The organism is Limnohabitans sp. Rim28 (genome assembly GCF_000293865.2).
GTDB lineage: Bacteria > Pseudomonadota > Gammaproteobacteria > Burkholderiales > Burkholderiaceae_C > Limnohabitans_A.
The window spans coordinates 213,859-230,656 of record NZ_ALKN02000006.1 but is presented as its reverse complement, the minus strand read 5'-3'; the positions used below and the strand labels follow the sequence as shown (position 1 = coordinate 230,656).

General features: G+C 60.0%; 17 protein-coding genes. 10 read left to right on the top strand and 7 right to left on the bottom strand.

Going from position 1 to position 16,798, the window contains the following annotated elements; all coding sequences use genetic code 11:
- Positions 1-48: 48 nt before the first annotated feature.
- The 3 genes from gap to B472_RS09175 all read right to left on the bottom strand — a co-directional run bounded on the left by gap (position 49) and on the right by B472_RS09175 (position 4,386).
- Entirely contained in the window at positions 49-1,056 is a 1,008-nt protein-coding gene (gene gap, locus B472_RS09185) for a type I glyceraldehyde-3-phosphate dehydrogenase (RefSeq protein WP_019426931.1), read from the bottom strand.
- Between the two features lie 102 nt (positions 1,057-1,158).
- Complete coding sequence (gene tkt, locus B472_RS09180) at positions 1,159-3,189, bottom strand: transketolase (protein ID WP_019426930.1); 2,031 nt, start codon at positions 3,187-3,189, stop codon at positions 1,159-1,161.
- A 102-nt stretch (positions 3,190-3,291) separates the two neighbouring features.
- Positions 3,292-4,386, bottom strand: a complete 1,095-nt coding sequence (locus B472_RS09175) for an aromatic ring-hydroxylating dioxygenase subunit alpha (RefSeq protein WP_019426929.1) — start codon at positions 4,384-4,386, stop codon at positions 3,292-3,294.
- A gap of 135 nt (positions 4,387-4,521) precedes the next feature.
- Here B472_RS09175 and B472_RS09170 point away from each other — a divergent pair, with 135 nt between their 5' ends.
- The 7 genes from B472_RS09170 (at position 4,522) to B472_RS16945 (ending at position 11,042) form a co-directional block, all read left to right on the top strand.
- On the top strand, positions 4,522-5,271 hold the full coding sequence (locus B472_RS09170; RefSeq protein ID WP_019426928.1) for a nucleotidyltransferase family protein: 750 nt from the start codon (positions 4,522-4,524) through the stop codon (positions 5,269-5,271).
- 70 nt (positions 5,272-5,341) lie between these two features.
- Positions 5,342-6,730 (top strand): aminopeptidase P N-terminal domain-containing protein, encoded by a 1,389-nt coding sequence (locus tag B472_RS09165; RefSeq protein WP_019426927.1) that lies wholly within the window; start codon positions 5,342-5,344, stop codon positions 6,728-6,730.
- Between the two features lie 7 nt (positions 6,731-6,737).
- The gene (locus B472_RS09160; protein ID WP_019426926.1) at positions 6,738-7,343 is read left to right on the top strand and encodes an MOSC domain-containing protein; all 606 of its coding nucleotides are present in this window, start codon (positions 6,738-6,740) and stop codon (positions 7,341-7,343) included.
- Positions 7,344-7,537: 194 nt separating this feature from the next.
- On the top strand, positions 7,538-9,841 hold the full coding sequence (locus B472_RS09155; protein ID WP_019426925.1) for an NADP-dependent malic enzyme: 2,304 nt from the start codon (positions 7,538-7,540) through the stop codon (positions 9,839-9,841).
- A 154-nt stretch (positions 9,842-9,995) separates the two neighbouring features.
- Positions 9,996-10,409 (top strand): ribonuclease domain-containing protein, encoded by a 414-nt coding sequence (locus tag B472_RS09150; RefSeq protein ID WP_019426924.1) that lies wholly within the window; start codon positions 9,996-9,998, stop codon positions 10,407-10,409.
- Between the two features lie 25 nt (positions 10,410-10,434).
- A complete protein-coding gene (locus B472_RS09145) occupies positions 10,435-10,860 on the top strand; it encodes a barstar family protein (protein ID WP_019426923.1) in 426 nt (141 codons plus the stop codon).
- Positions 10,839-11,042, top strand: a complete 204-nt coding sequence (locus tag B472_RS16945; RefSeq protein ID WP_133176081.1) for a hypothetical protein — start codon at positions 10,839-10,841, stop codon at positions 11,040-11,042. The genes B472_RS09145 and B472_RS16945 overlap by 22 nt, the downstream gene beginning before the upstream one ends.
- A gap of 107 nt (positions 11,043-11,149) precedes the next feature.
- On the opposite strand, the gene B472_RS09140 is transcribed toward B472_RS16945, so the two are convergent.
- From B472_RS09140 to apaG, 4 genes are read right to left on the bottom strand one after another with little or no spacing between them, the layout of a single operon-like run.
- Positions 11,150-11,632, bottom strand: a complete 483-nt coding sequence (locus B472_RS09140) for a CinA family protein (RefSeq protein WP_040505909.1) — start codon at positions 11,630-11,632, stop codon at positions 11,150-11,152.
- A complete protein-coding gene (locus B472_RS09135) occupies positions 11,629-12,177 on the bottom strand; it encodes a phosphatidylglycerophosphatase A (RefSeq protein ID WP_019426920.1) in 549 nt (182 codons plus the stop codon). Before B472_RS09135 ends, B472_RS09140 begins: the two co-directional genes overlap by 4 nt.
- Entirely contained in the window at positions 12,174-13,133 is a 960-nt protein-coding gene (gene thiL / locus B472_RS09130) for a thiamine-phosphate kinase (RefSeq protein ID WP_026039526.1), read from the bottom strand. The genes B472_RS09135 and thiL overlap by 4 nt, the downstream gene beginning before the upstream one ends.
- A 35-nt stretch (positions 13,134-13,168) precedes the next feature.
- Complete coding sequence (apaG, locus tag B472_RS09125; RefSeq protein ID WP_019426918.1) at positions 13,169-13,561, bottom strand: Co2+/Mg2+ efflux protein ApaG; 393 nt, start codon at positions 13,559-13,561, stop codon at positions 13,169-13,171.
- 29 nt (positions 13,562-13,590) lie between these two features.
- On the opposite strand from apaG, the gene rpe reads away from it, so the two are divergent.
- The 3 genes from rpe to trpE all read left to right on the top strand — a co-directional run bounded on the left by rpe (position 13,591) and on the right by trpE (position 16,797).
- Positions 13,591-14,271: a ribulose-phosphate 3-epimerase gene (gene rpe / locus B472_RS09120; protein ID WP_019426917.1), complete on the top strand. Its 681-nt coding sequence runs from the start codon at positions 13,591-13,593 to the stop codon at positions 14,269-14,271.
- 15 nt (positions 14,272-14,286) lie between these two features.
- Positions 14,287-15,009 carry a phosphoglycolate phosphatase gene (gph, locus tag B472_RS09115; protein ID WP_192877862.1) on the top strand — a complete coding sequence of 241 codons (723 nt, stop codon included), beginning with the start codon at positions 14,287-14,289 and terminating at the stop codon, positions 15,007-15,009.
- A gap of 288 nt (positions 15,010-15,297) precedes the next feature.
- On the top strand, positions 15,298-16,797 hold the full coding sequence (trpE, locus tag B472_RS09110) for an anthranilate synthase component I (protein ID WP_019426915.1): 1,500 nt from the start codon (positions 15,298-15,300) through the stop codon (positions 16,795-16,797).
- Position 16,798: the final 1 nt, after the last annotated feature.

Genomic DNA, 16,798 nt, shown 5'->3' with positions numbered 1-16,798 from the left:
CCTGCGGCAGCTGAGTCTGCCGCAGGCACCTGCCAGACTAAAAGCAGATCACTTCTTCTTGTTGACGACCCGCACCATCTCCAGGCACTGCTTGGCGTAACCCCATTCGTTGTCGTACCAGGCCACGATCTTGACGAAGGTTTTGTCCAGTGCAATGCCGGCGGTGGCGTCAAACACGCTGGCGCAGGGTTCGCCACGGAAGTCGGTGGACACCACCTTTTCGTCGGTGTAGCCCAGCACGCCTTTGAGCGCGCCTTCGCTTTGCGCTTTCATTTCGGCGCAAATGTCGGCGTAACTCGCATCGCTGCTCAGCTCCACGGTCAAGTCAATCACCGACACGTCCGATGTGGGCACGCGGAAGGCCATGCCGGTGATCTTGCCCTTGATCTCGGGGATCACCACCCCCACGGCCTTGGCCGCACCGGTGCTGCTGGGGATGATGTTTTCAAGGATGCCGCGTCCGCCGCGCCAGTCTTTGCGCGAGGAGCCGTCCACCGTCATTTGGCTGGCGGTGGCGGCATGCACGGTGGTCATCAGGCCGCGCTTGATGCCCCATTTGTCGTTGAGCACTTTCACCACGGGGGCCAGGCAGTTGGTGGTGCAGCTCGCGTTCGACACGATGGCTTCGCCAGCGTACTTCTTGTGGTTCACGCCATACACAAACATGGGGATGCTGTCTTTGGACGGGGCTGAGATCACCACCTTTTTCGCACCGGCTGCGATGTGCATCTGGCTGGTGGGCTCGGTCAGGTAGTGGCCGGTGCACTCGAGCACGGTGTGCACACCCATCTCGCCCCAGCGCAGGTTGTGTGCGTCACGCTCATGCGAGAGCTTGATCTTTTTGCCGTTGACGATCAGGGTGTCTTCGGTGAAGTCCACCGTGCCATCAAAGCGGCCGTGCACGCTGTCGTACTTGAGCATGTAGGCCAGGTAGTCGGCGGGCTTGGGGTCGTTGATGCCGACGACCTGGATGTCGTCAAAACCGTGTTTGAGGGCGGCGCGCAGGGCCAGGCGGCCAATGCGGCCGAATCCGTTGATACCCAACTTGATGGTCATGGTGAGAGCCTCGGGAGAGAAGTTACTAAACCGTTACGTCACCGGATTGGAAACCAGGATCCTTGCGAGAACCTGATCCCCTGTGCCGGTCAGTGGGCCTTGTCAGGCCTTGAGCAATGCAGCGTGGACCGTGTCGGCCACGTTCTCGGCAGTGAAGCCGAAGTGTTTGAACAGCACAGGCGCAGGCGCCGATTCGCCGTAAGTGTCGATGCCGACCACGGCGGCGCAGCCGTATTTCCACCAACCGTCGGTGGAGCCCATTTCCACCGCGACGCGGGGCAGGCCTTTGGGCAGCACGCTTTGCTTGTAGTCGGTGTCTTGGCGGTCAAACACGTTGGTGCTGGGCATGGAGACCACGCGCACACCGATCTTGCGTTCGGCCAGCAACTTTTGCGCGGCCATGGCCAGTTGCACTTCAGAGCCGGTGGCGATGATCACGCCATGGGTTTTCTTCATGCCGACTTCGCTGGGCTCTGCCAGCACATACGCGCCGCGGCTGATGTCGCCCAGATCGCTCTTGGGTGAGTAAGTCAGGTTCTGGCGGCTCAGCAACAGGGCCGATGGGCGGTGGGCGTTTTGCAGGGCCACGGCCCAGGCCACGGTGGTTTCGGCCGTGTCGGCGGGGCGCCATACATCGAGACCCGGGATCAGGCGCAGGCTGGCGGCGTGCTCGATGGACTGGTGGGTCGGGCCGTCTTCGCCCAGGCCGATGGAGTCGTGGGTGAAGACGTGGATCACGCGCTGCTTCATCAGCGCGGCCATGCGGATGGCGTTGCGCGAGTAGTCAGAGAAAGTGAGGAAGGTGCCGCCGTAAGGGATGTAACCACCGTGTAACGCCACGCCGTTCATGATGGCGGCCATGCCGAATTCGCGCACACCGTAGTTGATGTGACGGCCGATCTGTCCCTCAGCGGTCTTGACCACGTCACCGGCCAAGTCCACGCGGAAGGCGGGCGTGCTCTTGGTGTTGGTCAGGTTCGAGCCGGTCAGGTCGGCCGAGCCGCCCAGCATTTCAGGCAGGGCAGCGGTGAAGGCTTCGAGGGCCAGTTGGCTCGCCTTGCGGCTGGCCACGGTCTCGCCCTTGGTGTGGGCGGCCACGATGGCGTCAAACGCCACTTGGTTGAAGTTCTTGGGCAGGTCGCCCTTCATGCGGCGCACAAACTCTTTGGCCAGCGCGGGATGGGCGGCTTTGTAAGCGGCAAAGACCTTGTTCCACTCGGCTTCGCGGGCTTTTCCGGCCACTTTGGCATCCCAGTCGGCATAGACCGCTTTGGGGATTTTGAAGGGCTCAGCGGTCCAGCCCAGGGCTTCGCGGGTGAGTTTGATTTCTTCCGCACCCAATGGCTCGCCGTGGGCTTTGGAGGTGCCCGCGCGGTTGGGCGAGCCTTTGCCGATGGCGGTTTTGCAGACGATCAAAGTAGGCTTGTCGGCGCTGTGCTTGGCCGCAGCGATGGCCTTTGAAACAGCGGCCGCGTTGTGGCCGTCCACCGCATCGATCACATTCCAGCCACAGGCGGCAAAACGCTGGGGCGTGTTGTCGATGAACCAAGGGGCCACTTGGCCGTCGATCGAGATGCCGTTGTCGTCGTACAGGGCCACCAGTTTGTTCAGCTTCCAGGCGCCTGCCAGCGCCACGGCTTCGTGGCTGATGCCTTCCATCAGGCAGCCGTCCCCCAGGAACACGTAGGTGTGATGGTTGACGATCTGGTGGCCGTCCTTGTTGAACTCGGCGGCCAGCATTTTTTCGGCCAGGGCCATGCCCACGGCGTTGGTGATGCCTTGGCCCAGCGGGCCGGTGGTGGTTTCCACGCCAGGGGTCACGCCCACTTCGGGGTGGCCGGCGGTTTTGCTGTGCAGGGTACGGAAGTTCTTCAGCTCGTCAATCGGCAGCTTGTAGCCCGTCAGGTGCAGCACCGAATAGATCAGCATGGAGCCGTGGCCGTTGGACAGCACAAAGCGGTCACGGTTGGCCCAATGCGGGTTGGTGGGGTTGTGTTGCAGGTGATCGCCCCACAGCGCGACGGCCATGTCGGCCATGCCCATGGGGGCGCCGGGGTGTCCGGAGTTGGCTTGTTGAACAGCGTCCATTGCGAGGGCGCGGATGGCATTGGCCATTTGCTGTGTGTTTGCCATGTGGGCAGCTCCGGGAAGGTATTCTGGAAAACCCGTGATTTTAGCGGTTGTCCATCGGCTGACCCGGCTCTCGCAGTCCGGCATGGGCCCTGCAAGCGGTGATCAGGACTGACTTTCTTTTTGCTGCCGGGCCAGCACATATCGCCGCATGGCCACGGCCGGCGCATCGGCGGCCACCGAAAATTCGTACAAATCCTCGGCGGGCGTGTTGGCCAGGGCCTGTTCTTGCAGCGCCAGACCGTCCACGTCTTCTTGAAAAGCCACGAAGAGTTGATCGTGCATGAAGCGCGTGGTGCCGGGATCGTCCAGCCCAAAGTCTCGCCCGTGCACGATGAAGTAGTGCGTCGTGGTGGCGGTCTCGGGCGTGGGCATGTGCGCGGTGCGGATGCGGAACTGCGGGCGGTCTGTTTCGGGCAGATGGCAGTCGTAGAACAGCACCGACACTTCGTGCAGGCCCAAGCTGCGGAACTCGGAGCGCACGATGCGGGCGGCCTGGCCTGGCCCGGTCAGGCCGGTGGGCACACCCCACACCGGGGGCAGCGTGGTTGGCACCACCTGGCGCAGCAAGGCGAACTGGCCATCGCCGATTTCGGTTTCAAATGCGGCTTTGGCGTAATCGGGCGTGCCAAAGCTTTTGGCGTGCAAAAAGCTCAAATGCGTCAAGTCCAGCAGGTTCTCGTGCAGGCGCACATAGCTCGCTTGCAGGCTCAAATAGCCTTGTGAGCGTTCCCAATCAGGGCGCTCCATCCAGTCTTGCGCGGGCAGCTTGCTCAGGTCGGCTTGGCTCTCCTCGCCCATCCAGATCCAGACCACCGCACCGCGTTCGTGGGTCCGGTAAGCCCTGATGCCCATGTTGTGGGGGCAATTGGCTTGCGAGGGCACTTCGATGCAGTCGCCTTCGCGGTTGAAACGCAGGCCGTGGTAGCCACACACGATGGTGTCTTGTTCAAGGGTGCCGGCCGACAGGGGCATGGAGCGGTGGGGGCAGCGATCTTCCAATGCCACCACGCGGCCGTCGCTGGTTCTGTAAAAAACCAATCGGCGGCCCAGCAAGGTGCGGGCCAAAAGTTGGTCTTTGATTTCCTCGCCCAATGCGGCCACATACCAGTCGTTCATGACAAAAGGGGTGTGGCGGTCGGCCATGCGTTGAGAGGCATTTTGTGCGGCGGCAATCACGGCGGGCAGGGGGCGTGTCATGGCGGTGCTCTTTCGGGTCCAACTTATCGGGCATTGAACGGCTTGTATGAAAGAGTTTAGAACGCGCGGGCGATGCATGGATGTCCCATGAGCGCCTTTAGCCATCAGCATCTGAGGCATGGCAATATCCGGGGCATGTTGTCACCATTTGATGCTCAAGCCATGGTGCTGGCCGCTGGACGCGGCGAGCGCATGCGCCCCTTGACCGACCTTGCCCCCAAACCGATGTTGCAGGTGCGCGGCCAGCCCCTCATGCAGTGGCCCATGCAGGCGCTGGCCCGGGGTGGCTGTGTCCGCCAGTTGGTCAATACCGCGTGGTTGGGCGAACAGATACCTGCCCACTTTGGCAAGTGCATCACGTGGGCGGGCTTGCCCGAAGTAGAGATCGCCTATTCGCACGAAGGGCAAGATTTTGGCCATGCGCTTGAAACTGCGGGCGGGATTGTGCGCGCCTTGCCGCACTTGGCCGAGGTGTTCTGGGTGGTGGCTGGCGATGTGTTCGCGCCGGATTTTGTCTTCGCCCCAGAGTCTGTTCGGCGTTTTGCCGCCAGCACGGCTTTGGCCCACCTGTGGTTGGTGCCCAACCCTGCACACAACCCGGGCGGCGATTTTGGCTTGTCGCCCACAGGGCAAGTGCTCAACCTGCCCAAAGGCGCTGAGGCTTGCCAATACACTTTCAGCACCATCGCGCTGTACAAAAAATCTTTTTTTGCCGCTTCTGGCCTGCCGCCGGGTAACCCAGAGGGCATCGCCCTGGCGCTGGCCCCCTTGCTGCGCGACGCCATGGACCGGGGGCAGGTCACGGGCGAGGTGTACGCCGGCGCCTGGGCCGATGTGGGCACCCCCGAGCGGCTGGCGCAATTGAATGCCTCCGATGTGACCTGAATTTGGCCCCGCCGCATTAAGCCCCATTAAGCTTGCACCATTCTTGACCTAACCCAATACCCTAACTGCCATGAACACGTCCAAACTCTACGCCGACCGCCGCGCTCGCCTGGCTGCCCAACTGGGCTCGGGCGGCATTGCCATCATCCCTACCGCGCCCGAGCGCCAGCGCAACCGGGACAGCGATTACCTGTACCGGCACGACAGTTACTTTTATTACCTGACCGGTTTCACCGAGCCGCATGCCACGCTGGTGATCACAGCCGAAGGCGAGTGCACTTTGTTTTGCCAGCCCAAAGACCTCGAGCGCGAAATTTGGGACGGCATCCGCTTGGGGCCAGAGGCTGCGCCCGCTGCTTTGGGCGTGAACAGAGCTTTGCCCATCGGCGAGATGGCCGCGCACATGCCCAAGTTGCTTGAAAACCGCAGCACCGTTTGGTACCCGTTTGCCATCCACGCTGGGCTGGAAAGTCTGGTGGCCGGTTGCTTGCAGTCGGTGCGCGCACGGGTGCGCTATGGCGCACTGTGTCCTGAGCAGCAGCGCGATTTGTGCAGCCTGCTCGACGAGATGCGCTTGGTCAAAGACGCGCACGAGCAGGACATCATGCGCCGGGCCAGCGCCATCAGCGCCCGCGCCCACATCCGCGCCATGCAGCGCAGCGCGGCCATGCTGCGTGCGGGCCAAGACGTGCGCGAATACCACCTGGATGCCGAGTTGTTGCACGAATTTCGCCAAAACGGCTCGCAATACCCCGCTTACGGCTCCATCGTCGCTGGCGGCGCCAATGCCTGTGTGCTGCATTACCGCGCCGACACCGCCTTGATCCGCGATGGCGATTTGGTGTTGATCGACGCGGGTTGCGAGTTGGACGGCTACGCCAGCGACATCACCCGCACCTTCCCGGCCAACGGCCAATTCACCGGTCCGCAACGTACTCTGTATGACCTGGTGCTGGCTTCACAAGACGCAGCCGTGGCCGCCACCAAAGCAGGTGCCCGCTTTGTCGATCCGCACGAGGCCACCGTGGCCGTGCTGGCGCAGGGGCTCTTGGATGTTGGCTTGCTCGACAAGAACAAGGTCGGCAATGCGCAAGACGTGATCGCCAACCGCAGTTATTTCCAGTTTTACATGCACCGCACTGGCCACTGGCTGGGCATGGACGTGCACGACTGCGGCAGCTATGTCGAACCTTCGCAGGTGGGCCAGTTCAGTGAGCGCAAAGACCCGCTGAGCGGCGAGCTGATCAAGGACCGCCCCAGCCGCATCTTGCAGCCGGGTATGGTGTTGACCATCGAGCCGGGCTTGTATGTGCGCCCCGCCCCGGGCGTGCCTGAGAAGTTCCACAACATCGGCATCCGCATCGAGGACGATGCCATCGTCACCGCCACGGGGTGCGAGCTGATCACGCGCGGCGTACCCGTCAAGGCCGACGAGATCGAAGCCTTGATGCGAGGCTGAAGCGCCCATGCCGCCGAGTTCCCCGCACGTTTTGTCGGGCACGGTGCTCTCCATTCAGACCGGCCAAGTGCGCCCGCTGATGGTGGGTGGGCGCAAACGGGTGTCGGCCATTGGCAAAACCCTTGTTTATGGCCCTGTCGAGGTGGGGACTTTGGGGCTGGCGGGTGACGATCAGGCCGACTTGTCGGTGCATGGCGGCTTGAGCAAAGCGGTTTACGCCCTGCCTTCTGAACATCTGGTTTGGTGGCAGGCGCAACGCCAAATCCATGGCGCGACGATGTTTGAGGAAACCTTGTCACCTGGTTATCTGGGTGAAAACCTGAGCTTGCAAGGCGTGCTGGAACAAGACCTTTTCGTGGGCGACTGCCTGGACTTTGGCGATGTGGTTTTGCGTGTGACACAGCCTCGCGAGCCTTGCGGCAAGTTCAACGCGGTCATGGGTTACGCTGGCGCTGCCAAAGACATGGTGGACAGTGGGCGTAGCGGGTTTTATTTGGCGGTGGACAAGCCGGGAACGCTGAAGGCGGGCGATCCGTTTCAGGTGGTACAGGGCCACCGATCGGTCAGCATCGCCCAGGCTTTGCAACACAAAGCCTGGAAACACAGGCGTTGATCTGCGCCATTTGTGCCCAAAAGTCAAAAGCCAACTCACTTGCTACGCAGATTTACGCAGTCTTAACCCCCTAATCCGGGGCCTACAATGAAAAGACCACCGTACAGACACGCACACCCATGTGTTCTAACGGACAGACGAAGGCTGCTGAACCCCAGCAGTCCACTGGCAAATTATCAAAGCGGAGCACATCCATGACCAACAAGGTTCAAGCCGAAGAAAAGCGCGCACAACTGCGCAAAGCGGCGCTCGAATACCATGAGTTTCCGACCCCCGGTAAGGTGGCCATTGCCGCCACCAAACAACTGGTCAACCAGCACGATTTGGCTTTGGCCTATTCGCCAGGCGTTGCTGCGCCTTGTGAAGAAATCGTCAAAGACCCGGCCAACGCTTTCAAATACACCAGCCGTGGCAACCTGGTGGGTGTGGTGACCAACGGTACCGCCGTGCTGGGTTTGGGCGACATCGGCCCGCTGGCCAGCAAGCCCGTCATGGAAGGCAAAGGGGTTTTGTTCAAGAAGTTTTCCGGCATCGATGTGTTTGACATTGAAATCAACGAAAAAGACCCGGACAAGTTGGTCGAGATCATCGCTTCGTTGGAGCCCACCTTTGGAGGCATCAACCTCGAAGACATCAAGGCGCCCGACTGCTTCTACATTGAGCGCAAGTTGCGTGAGCGCATGAAGATCCCGGTCTTTCACGATGACCAGCATGGCACCGCCATTGTGGTGGGCGCCGCCATCTTGAACGGCCTCAAGGTCGTTGGCAAAGACCCCAAACAAATCAAACTGGTGACTTCGGGCGCGGGCGCTGCGGCACTGGCTTGCTTGGGCCTTTTGGTCAAGCTGGGCATTCCGCGCGAAAACATCTGGGTGACCGACTTGGCCGGCGTGGTCTATGAAGGCCGCACCGAGCTGATGGACGAAGACAAAATTCAGTTTGTGCAAAAAACCGAGCACCGCACTTTGGCGCAAGTCATTGCGGGCGCCGACGTGTTCTTGGGGCTGTCCGCGGGTGGCGTTCTCAAGCAAGACATGGTCAAGTCCATGGCCGCCAAACCCTTGATTTTTGCGCTGGCCAACCCCAACCCCGAGATCAATCCCGAAGACGTCAAGGCCGTGCGCGATGACGCCATCATGGCCACGGGCCGCACCGATTACCCTAATCAGGTCAACAACGTCCTGTGTTTCCCCTACATCTTCAGGGGCGCTCTGGATGCGGGTGCTTCGACCATCACCCTGGAGATGGAAATCGCCGCTGTCCACGCGATCGCGGAACTGGCCCAAGCCGAGCAAAGCGAAGTGGTGGCTGCGGCCTACGTGGGCGAGCCCTTGGCGTTTGGCCCCGAGTACTTGATCCCCAAGCCGTTTGATCCGCGCTTGATGATCAAAATCGCCCCTGCCGTCGCGCAGGCCGCGGCCGACAGCGGTGTGGCTTTGCGGCCCATCAAAGACATGGACGCTTACCGGGAGAGCCTGCAAGGTTTTGTTTATGCCTCGGGCACCATGATGAAGCCGATCTTCACGGCGGCTAAGCGCGCCTTGAAAAAGCGCATTGCTTACAGCGAAGGCGAAGAAGAGCGGGTTTTGCGTGCCTCGCAGATCGTGGTGGACGAGGGCATTGCGCGCCCCACTTTGATTGGCCGGCCTGCCGTGATTGCCGAGCGCATTGAAAAATTTGGTCTGCGCTTGCGGGAGGAGCTGGATTACGACGTGGTCAACGTTGAAGATGACCACCGGTACCGTGATTTTTGGCAGACTTACCACCGCATGACCGAACGCAAGGGCATCACCCAGCAAATGGCCAAGATCGAAATGCGTCGCCGTTTGTCGCTCATTGGCGCCATGTTGCTGCAAAAAGGCGATGTGGACGGCATGATCTGCGGGACATGGGGCACCAACCCGATGCACCTGAACTACATCGACCAAGTCATCGGCAAACGTTCAGGCGTCCATACTTTTGCCTGTATGAACGGTTTGATGTTGCCTGGGCGTCAAGTCTTCATGGTCGACACCCACGTCAATTACGACCCTACTGCTGAGCAATTGACCGAATTCACCATCATGGCGGCCGAAGAAATGCGCCGTTTTGGCATTCAACCCAAAGCAGCCTTGTTGTCGCATTCCAATTTTGGGTCGTCTAACCAACCCAGCGCCGTCAAAATGCGCGATGTGTTGGAGCTGTTGCGCCAGAAGGCCCCGTGGCTTGAAGTGGACGGTGAAATGCATGGCGATGTGGCGCTTGACGCCGCGGCACGCCATGCCATCATGCCCAACAGCACCTTGATTGGGGATGCCAACTTGTTGGTTTTGCCGAATATTGACGCCGCCAACATCGCCTACAACTTGCTCAAAACCGCTGCGGGCGGCAACATTGCAGTGGGCCCCGTTTTGCTGGGTGCAGCCAAACCTGTTCATATTTTGACGCCCAGCACGACCGTGCGCCGGATTGTGAACATGACCGCTTTGACCGTGGCAGACGCCAACGCCGCCAGATAAGAGCCTGAATGGGAGTGTGTCCTCACATGCGGTAAAAATACCCAAGATACTTTGGCCTGATTATTGGGCTTTCGCTTGCATTTTTGTCGCACTTGTCGCACACTAGCGCCTTCGAGTTTTCGGGTAAACCCGGAGGTTCCTGAAAGGTGTACTCATGAAGGTGGCCCAACAATGGGTGTTCCGCCAGCACTGGTTGGCAGTGCTGATGGGCCTTGTTTGGATGGCTTGCACTGTTTTGGTGCACGCCAAACAGCCTGTAGAGGTGACGAGCTTGGCCACCGTGTTGGTGGCCGATCTGCCCCGCGAAGCGCAAGAAACTTACCAAACCATTCGAAAGGGTGGTCCTTTTCCCTACGAAAAGGACGGGACTGTTTTTGGCAACCGTGAGCGGCTTTTGCCTCGTCAAGATCGCGGTTTTTACCGCGAGTACACCGTCAAGACCCCTGGAGAGCGCAGCCGTGGTGCCCGTCGCATTGTTTGCGGCGGACCCGTGCCGGCAGAGCCGAAAGCCTGTTATTACACACAAGACCATTACGCGAGTTTTCGCATGATGGTTGACCGACCTTGATTTTTGCTTGAGAAAGACCACGGAGATGGACACGCTGACACGCCATGACCAAGAGGCGCCCCTGAAGGGCGTGCGGTCAAACATCGTGCAGTCGATTCGCGCTTACCGCGTGAGCGACTTGCAGGAAGCCGCCCAAGGATTGGGGCATCACTTTTTGTACGCCAACTTGGCAGAAGCCCAGAGCAAACAAGATGTGCTGGATTTGATCGGTGCGCAATTCACTTTGCCATCGCATTTCGGCAAAAACTTTGATGCGCTTTACGACTGCATGACGGACCCATTGCACAAATCGGGCCCACAGCCTGGTTTCATTGTGGTGTTGGAGCAGATTCCGGCCCACGTGAAATTCGACAAAGAAGCCCGCGAGCAATTGCTGGACATCTTCCGCGACACAGCCGATTTTTGGGGAGACAGGAAGGTACCCTTCCGATGCTTCTATTCTTTTCTGTAGCCCGTTCTGCGCAAAACAGCCAAGCAGGACGGGCGATTGAGGCACAAACCGAGGACGCCGCCATGGCCGAGTCGGTCGAAGAAGGCGAAAAGATGCCCACCGACAAGTTGGTGGATGTCTCGCCTTTGGCGCTGCGCATGAGCAGCCCTTTCAATGCAGGATATTGGCTCGCAGCAGCCTGATTTCCTTCAGCAGGCCTGATCAAGGTCTTGCAACCCTCAAAAAACCCGCTTTTCAGCGGGTTTTTTGATGCCGCTGGCTCAATGCATACGGCGCATGTACCGGGTGTTCAGGCCGTTCGCGAGGGTAGCCTGAGCAGGAGCCCTTGCAATCCCCATGCAACAGTGGCTTGGCGCACACTTTGGCGATCGCCCGCAAAGTTCTGCCGTTCAGCGTGAACCTGGCCGTCGATGCACCAAGCCAGCCAGACGGTGCCCACGGGTTTGTCGGGGCTTCCACCATCAGGGCCGGCAATGCCTGTGACGGCCACCGAGACTCGGGCGGGTGTTCTGTAAACAGCGCCCAGTGCCATGGCGCGGGCAACGGCCTCGCTGACAGCGCCTTCGGCAGCGATGACTTCCGGACGGACGCCCAGTAAATCGGTCTTGGCCGCATTCGAGTAGGTCACAAAACCGCGTTCAAACCACCGGCTGGAGCCCGGCAAATCGGTGCAGTGGGCCGCCATCAAACCGCCTGTGCAGCTTTCGGCGGTGGACATCATCCATTTCAATGAAGTCAGTCGGTCCGCTAAAAGAGAAGTCACATCCGTCATACAAATGACCTCCAAAGGGCGATGACAAAAAGGGTGCAAAAGGCAGCGACCAGGTCGTCAAAGACGATGCCCCAGCCGCCGCGCCATCCCAAGCCCTTGAACAAGCCGTCGGCCCAAGCCACCGGACCTGGTTTCACGGCATCGAAAAAACGAAACAACACAAACGCCACCAGTTGTCCTGTGAAGCTGGAGGGGGCGAGGATGAAAAAAATCAGCCACATGGCCACAATTTCATCCCAGACAATCGCGCCAGGGTCGCTCACGCGCAGGTTTCTGGCTGTGACCGTGCAGGCCCACCAGCCCAAAAGGATGGCGGTGCCGATCAAAGCAGCCTTCAAAGGCAAAGACAAGCTGTGTTGAATGAGCAACCACGAAGCCCACCCCCACAAACTGCCCACAGTGCCTGGGGCTTTGGGCGACAGGCCCGAGCCAAAACCCAAAGCGATCGCATGGGCCGGGTGCTTGAGCATGAATGCAGCCGTCGCGCGCACGGGCGCCAGCTGGACCGTGTCGTCCGTGGTGATCGTGGGTCCGCTCATCGTCATGCGAAATGGTCAAAAGAACGGAAGTCATGGGGCACAACATCCCCGTTGTCATCCACCAGCAGCAAATGGGGGTCTTCGGTGACGCGGCCGATGCGCGTCACGCGTGTCCCAGTGCTCAATGCTGCCGCTTCAACGGCGTGCTGCGCATTCGGAGAGGCTGTGAACACCAGTTCGTAATCGTCACCGCCAGAAAGCACCCAGCGCAGCCCGCATTCACGGGGGCAGTCCCAGTCGTCGCGGGTGAGCATCAGCCCCGAAAGCTGCTGCAAACTCAGCTGAGCGCCAACACCGCTGGCTTTCAGGATATGTCCCAAATCACCCAGCAGCCCATCGCTGACATCGGCCATGGCACTGGCGATGCCGCGCAAGGAGGCACCTAAGGCAGTCCGCGGCGTGGGTTTTTCCATGCGGGCCCTGGCCACTTCAAACACAGCCTGCGGGACGTTCAAGTTGCCCCGAAAAACTTCCAGAGCCAAGCGGGCATCGCCCAAATGACCGCTGACATAAACATCGTCCCCTGCTTGCGCTGTCCTGCGCAAAATGGCTTGCCCTAGCGGCGTTTCGCCCATGACGGTGATGGCGATGTTCAAAGGGCCTTGAGTGGTGTCGCCACCGATCAACTCACAGGCCTGCGCATCGGCCAAAGCCAGCAGGCCCTGAGAGAACCCCGATAGCCAAGCTTCATCGGCGCGGGGCAATGACAACGACAGCAAAAAAGCGCGAGGTGTCGCACCGCACGCGGCCAAATCGCTCAGGTTCACGGCCAAAGCTTTGTGACCTAAAAGCTGCGGGTTCACGGTCGGTAAAAAGTGACGGCCCTCCACCAGCATGTCGGCAGAAAAAGCCAATTGGTAGCCAGGGCGGGGCGTCCAAATCGCGCAGTCGTCGCCAATGCCAACAGCGGCTTGCCGCGAAGGCCGTTTGAAGTAGCGCTCAATCAGCTCAAATTCACCCATGCCCATGAGCTTAACCGCAACTTCAGAGGGAAGGCTCAGTGCAGCGTACGGCCCGCAGGCATCGAGTTGGACGATTCCAAAACGAAGGTGCCGATCGCCGCATCGAAGCGGTGACCATCTTCTGCTACAAAGAAATAACTGCCGCCCATGGTCCCACTGGGCGCGCGCAAACGGCAACCGCTGCTGTATTGAAAGGATTCACCCGGCCGCAGCAGAGGCTGCTGACCCACAACGCCCAAACCTTTGACCTCTTCAGAGTGCCCGCGCTCGTCTTGAATGACCCAGTGACGGGAGATCAATTGCACCGGCACTTGGCCGGTGTTGGTTACCGTGACGGTGTAAGCAAAGGCAAAAACCTCTTGCAAGGGCTTGCTTTGATCGGCCACATATTGGGGCACGACATCGATTTGAACGTTGTAAGCAGACATGGGGCGATGTTAACTGCGACAATTCTGAAATGACGACGACCTACCGAATTGCCCCTTCCATTCTCTCGGCTGATTTCGCGCGCTTGGGCGACGAAGTCAAAAGCGTCATCGACGCTGGCGCCGACTGGATCCATTTCGACGTGATGGACAACCATTACGTGCCCAACCTCACCTTCGGGCCCATGATCTGCCAAGCGCTCAAGCCCCACGCCAAAACGGCTGCGGGTGTGGCCGTGCCGATTGATGTGCATTTGATGATCTCGCCAGTGGATGCCCTGGCCGCGTCTTTTGCCGAAGCCGGAGCGGACCTCATCAGTTTCCACCCCGACGCCAGCGGGCATGTTCACCGCAGCATCCAAGCCATCCAATCCAAGGGCGTGAAGGCGGGATTGGTATTCAATCCGGCCGAGCCGCTCGACGTGTTGGAGTGGACCATCGACGAGATCGACCTGATCCTGATCATGAGCGTGAACCCCGGCTTTGGCGGTCAGAGTTTCATCGATTCGGCCTTGCGCAAAGTGGCGTTGGCGCGCCAATGGATCGAGCGCAGCGGCCGAGACATTCGCCTAGAAGTGGACGGTGGCATCAAAACCGACAACATCCGCCGCGTGGCCGACGCAGGGGCCGACACCTTTGTGGCGGGCAGTGCCATTTTCGGCAAGCCCGATTACAAGGCCGTGATCGACCAGATGCGCGTGGCTTTGGGTTGAATGGGCTTGGGTGCGATGCAAACTTTGCAGGATTTGACGCAGATTGACGCCGTTATTTTTGACCTGGACGGCACCTTGGTGCACACCTTGGGTGATTTTCAGGTGGCCCTGCACCGGACCATGGCCGATCTGGATTTACCCCCAGTATCGGATGCGCTGATTGCGCAAACCATTGGCAAAGGGTCGGAGCACCTGATTCGCAGCCTGCTGGCGCATCAAATCGCCAGGCCTGAAGTCAAAGGGGTGGGGCAAGCCTGTGCCGCTTTGACGGTAGACGCCTTGTTTGACCGCGCTTGGCTGCGTTACCAGCACCACTACTTGGCCATCAATGGCCAATTCGCTGACGTCTACCCCGGCGTGCTGGAGGTCCTCAACCATTTGGCGACTCAAAACGTGCCGATGGCGTGCCTGACCAACAAGCCCTTGGCTTTTGCGCAAGCCTTGTTGAAAGACAAGGGTTTAACGCACTACTTTGGCCCCGTGTTTGGTGGCGACAGTTTTGAGCGCAAAAAGCCCGACCCTTTGCCCATCTTGAAAACCTGTGAAGCCTTGGGCAGCCCCGTGGCGCGCACCTTGATGGTGGGCGACTCCAGCAACGATGCCCAAGCCGCACACGCCGCAGGCTGCCCGGTGGTGCTGGTGACTTATGGTTACAACCATGGCCAACCCGTTCAAGACACACCAGCTGTGGCCTGGTTGGACAGCTTGGCCGACCTGCCTGCACTTTTGACCGTCTGAGCGTTCGCAGAAAGGGGTTGTCCTCGAGGCATCCAAGGGTCCTCAAGGCTTTGCTACACTTCCAACACCATGCGTACCCTCCATCGTCATTCCAGCGCAGCCTGCCTGCCGAGCCATTCCCCTGCGGAAGGCCGGGGAGCCTGGCCCTGGCGTCGGCCAGCCTGACCCCATCGACCGTGCGGCCTTGCCCGCCACCCGCGCCCAGCGTCATCCGCAAGATGACGGGGCAACTGGATGAATGAAAAGCACCTCGCACGAGGTTGCTGAGCGCTTTGGAGGCTTAAGCCTGTGATCACCGAACTTGAATTCAAAAGCCTGGCCAGCCAAGGCTACAACCGCATTCCCCTCATGCTGGAGGCCTTTGCGGACCTGGAAACCCCCCTGTCGCTTTACCTGAAGCTGGCCCACACCAAGGACAACGGCCAATACAGCTTCTTGCTCGAATCGGTGGTGGGCGGCGAGCGTTTTGGGCGCTACAGCTTCATCGGCTTGCCCGCCCGCACTTTGCTGCGCGCCAGCGGATTTGGCGCTGAGGCCAAGACCGAGGTGGTGCGAGACGGGGTCATCACCGAGACCGCTACCGGCAACCCGCTGGATTTCATCGACCAGTACCAAAAGCGTTTCAAGGTGGCCTTGAGACCCGGTTTGCCACGCTTTTGCGGTGGTTTGGCAGGCTATTTCGGTTATGACGCGGTGCGGTACATCGAGAAAAAACTCGAAAAAACCTGTCCGCCAGACACTTTGGGCACGCCCGACATCTTGCTGCTGCAGTGCGAAGAGCTGGCGGTGATCGACAACCTTTCGGGCAAGCTTTACCTCATCGTCTACGCGGACCCGGGTACGCCCGAGGCTTATGTGGGTGCCAAAAAGCGCCTGCGCGATCTGAAAGAGCAGCTCAAATACTCGGTCAGTGCGCCGGTGGTCAAACCCAGCCAGTCTTACCCGGCTGAGCGCGACTTTGCCAAGGCCGATTACATCGCTGCCGTAGAAAAAGCCAAGGAGCTGATTGCCGGGGGCGACTTCATGCAGGTGCAGGTCGGTCAGCGCATCAAGAAGCGCTACACAGAAAGCCCCTTGTCTTTGTACCGTGCGCTGCGGTCGCTCAATCCCAGCCCCTACATGTATTTCTACAACTTCGGCGACTTCCATGTCGTTGGGGCCAGCCCCGAAATTTTGGTGCGCCAAGAGCAGACCGAAGAAGGCGCCAAAGTCATCATCCGCCCTTTGGCGGGCACACGCCCACGCGGCGCTACCCCCGAAAAAGACAAGGCCGCCGAGCAAGAGTTGATCACCGACCCCAAAGAGCGGGCCGAGCATGTGATGCTGATCGACCTGGCGCGCAACGACATTGGCCGCATCGCCCAGATCGGCTCGGTCAAAGTGACCGAGGCCTTTGTGGTCGAGCGCTACAGCCACGTCATGCACATCGTGAGCAACGTCGAAGGCCTGCTCAACAAAGGCATGAGCAACATGGACGTGCTCAAAGCCACCTTCCCGGCGGGCACCTTGACGGGCGCGCCCAAAGTCCACGCCATGGAGTTGATCGACCAGTTCGAGCCCGTCAAGCGCGGCATTTACGGTGGGGCCTGCGGTTACATCAGTTATGCCGGTGACATGGACGTGGCCATTGCGATTCGCACTGCGGTCATCAAGGACCAAATGCTTTACGTGCAGGCCGCAGCCGGGGTGGTGGCCGATTCGGTGCCCGAAATGGAGTGGCGCGAAACCGAGCACAAGGCGCGTGCCTTGTTGCGGGCCAGCGAATTGGTCGAAGAAGGCTTGGAGTGAT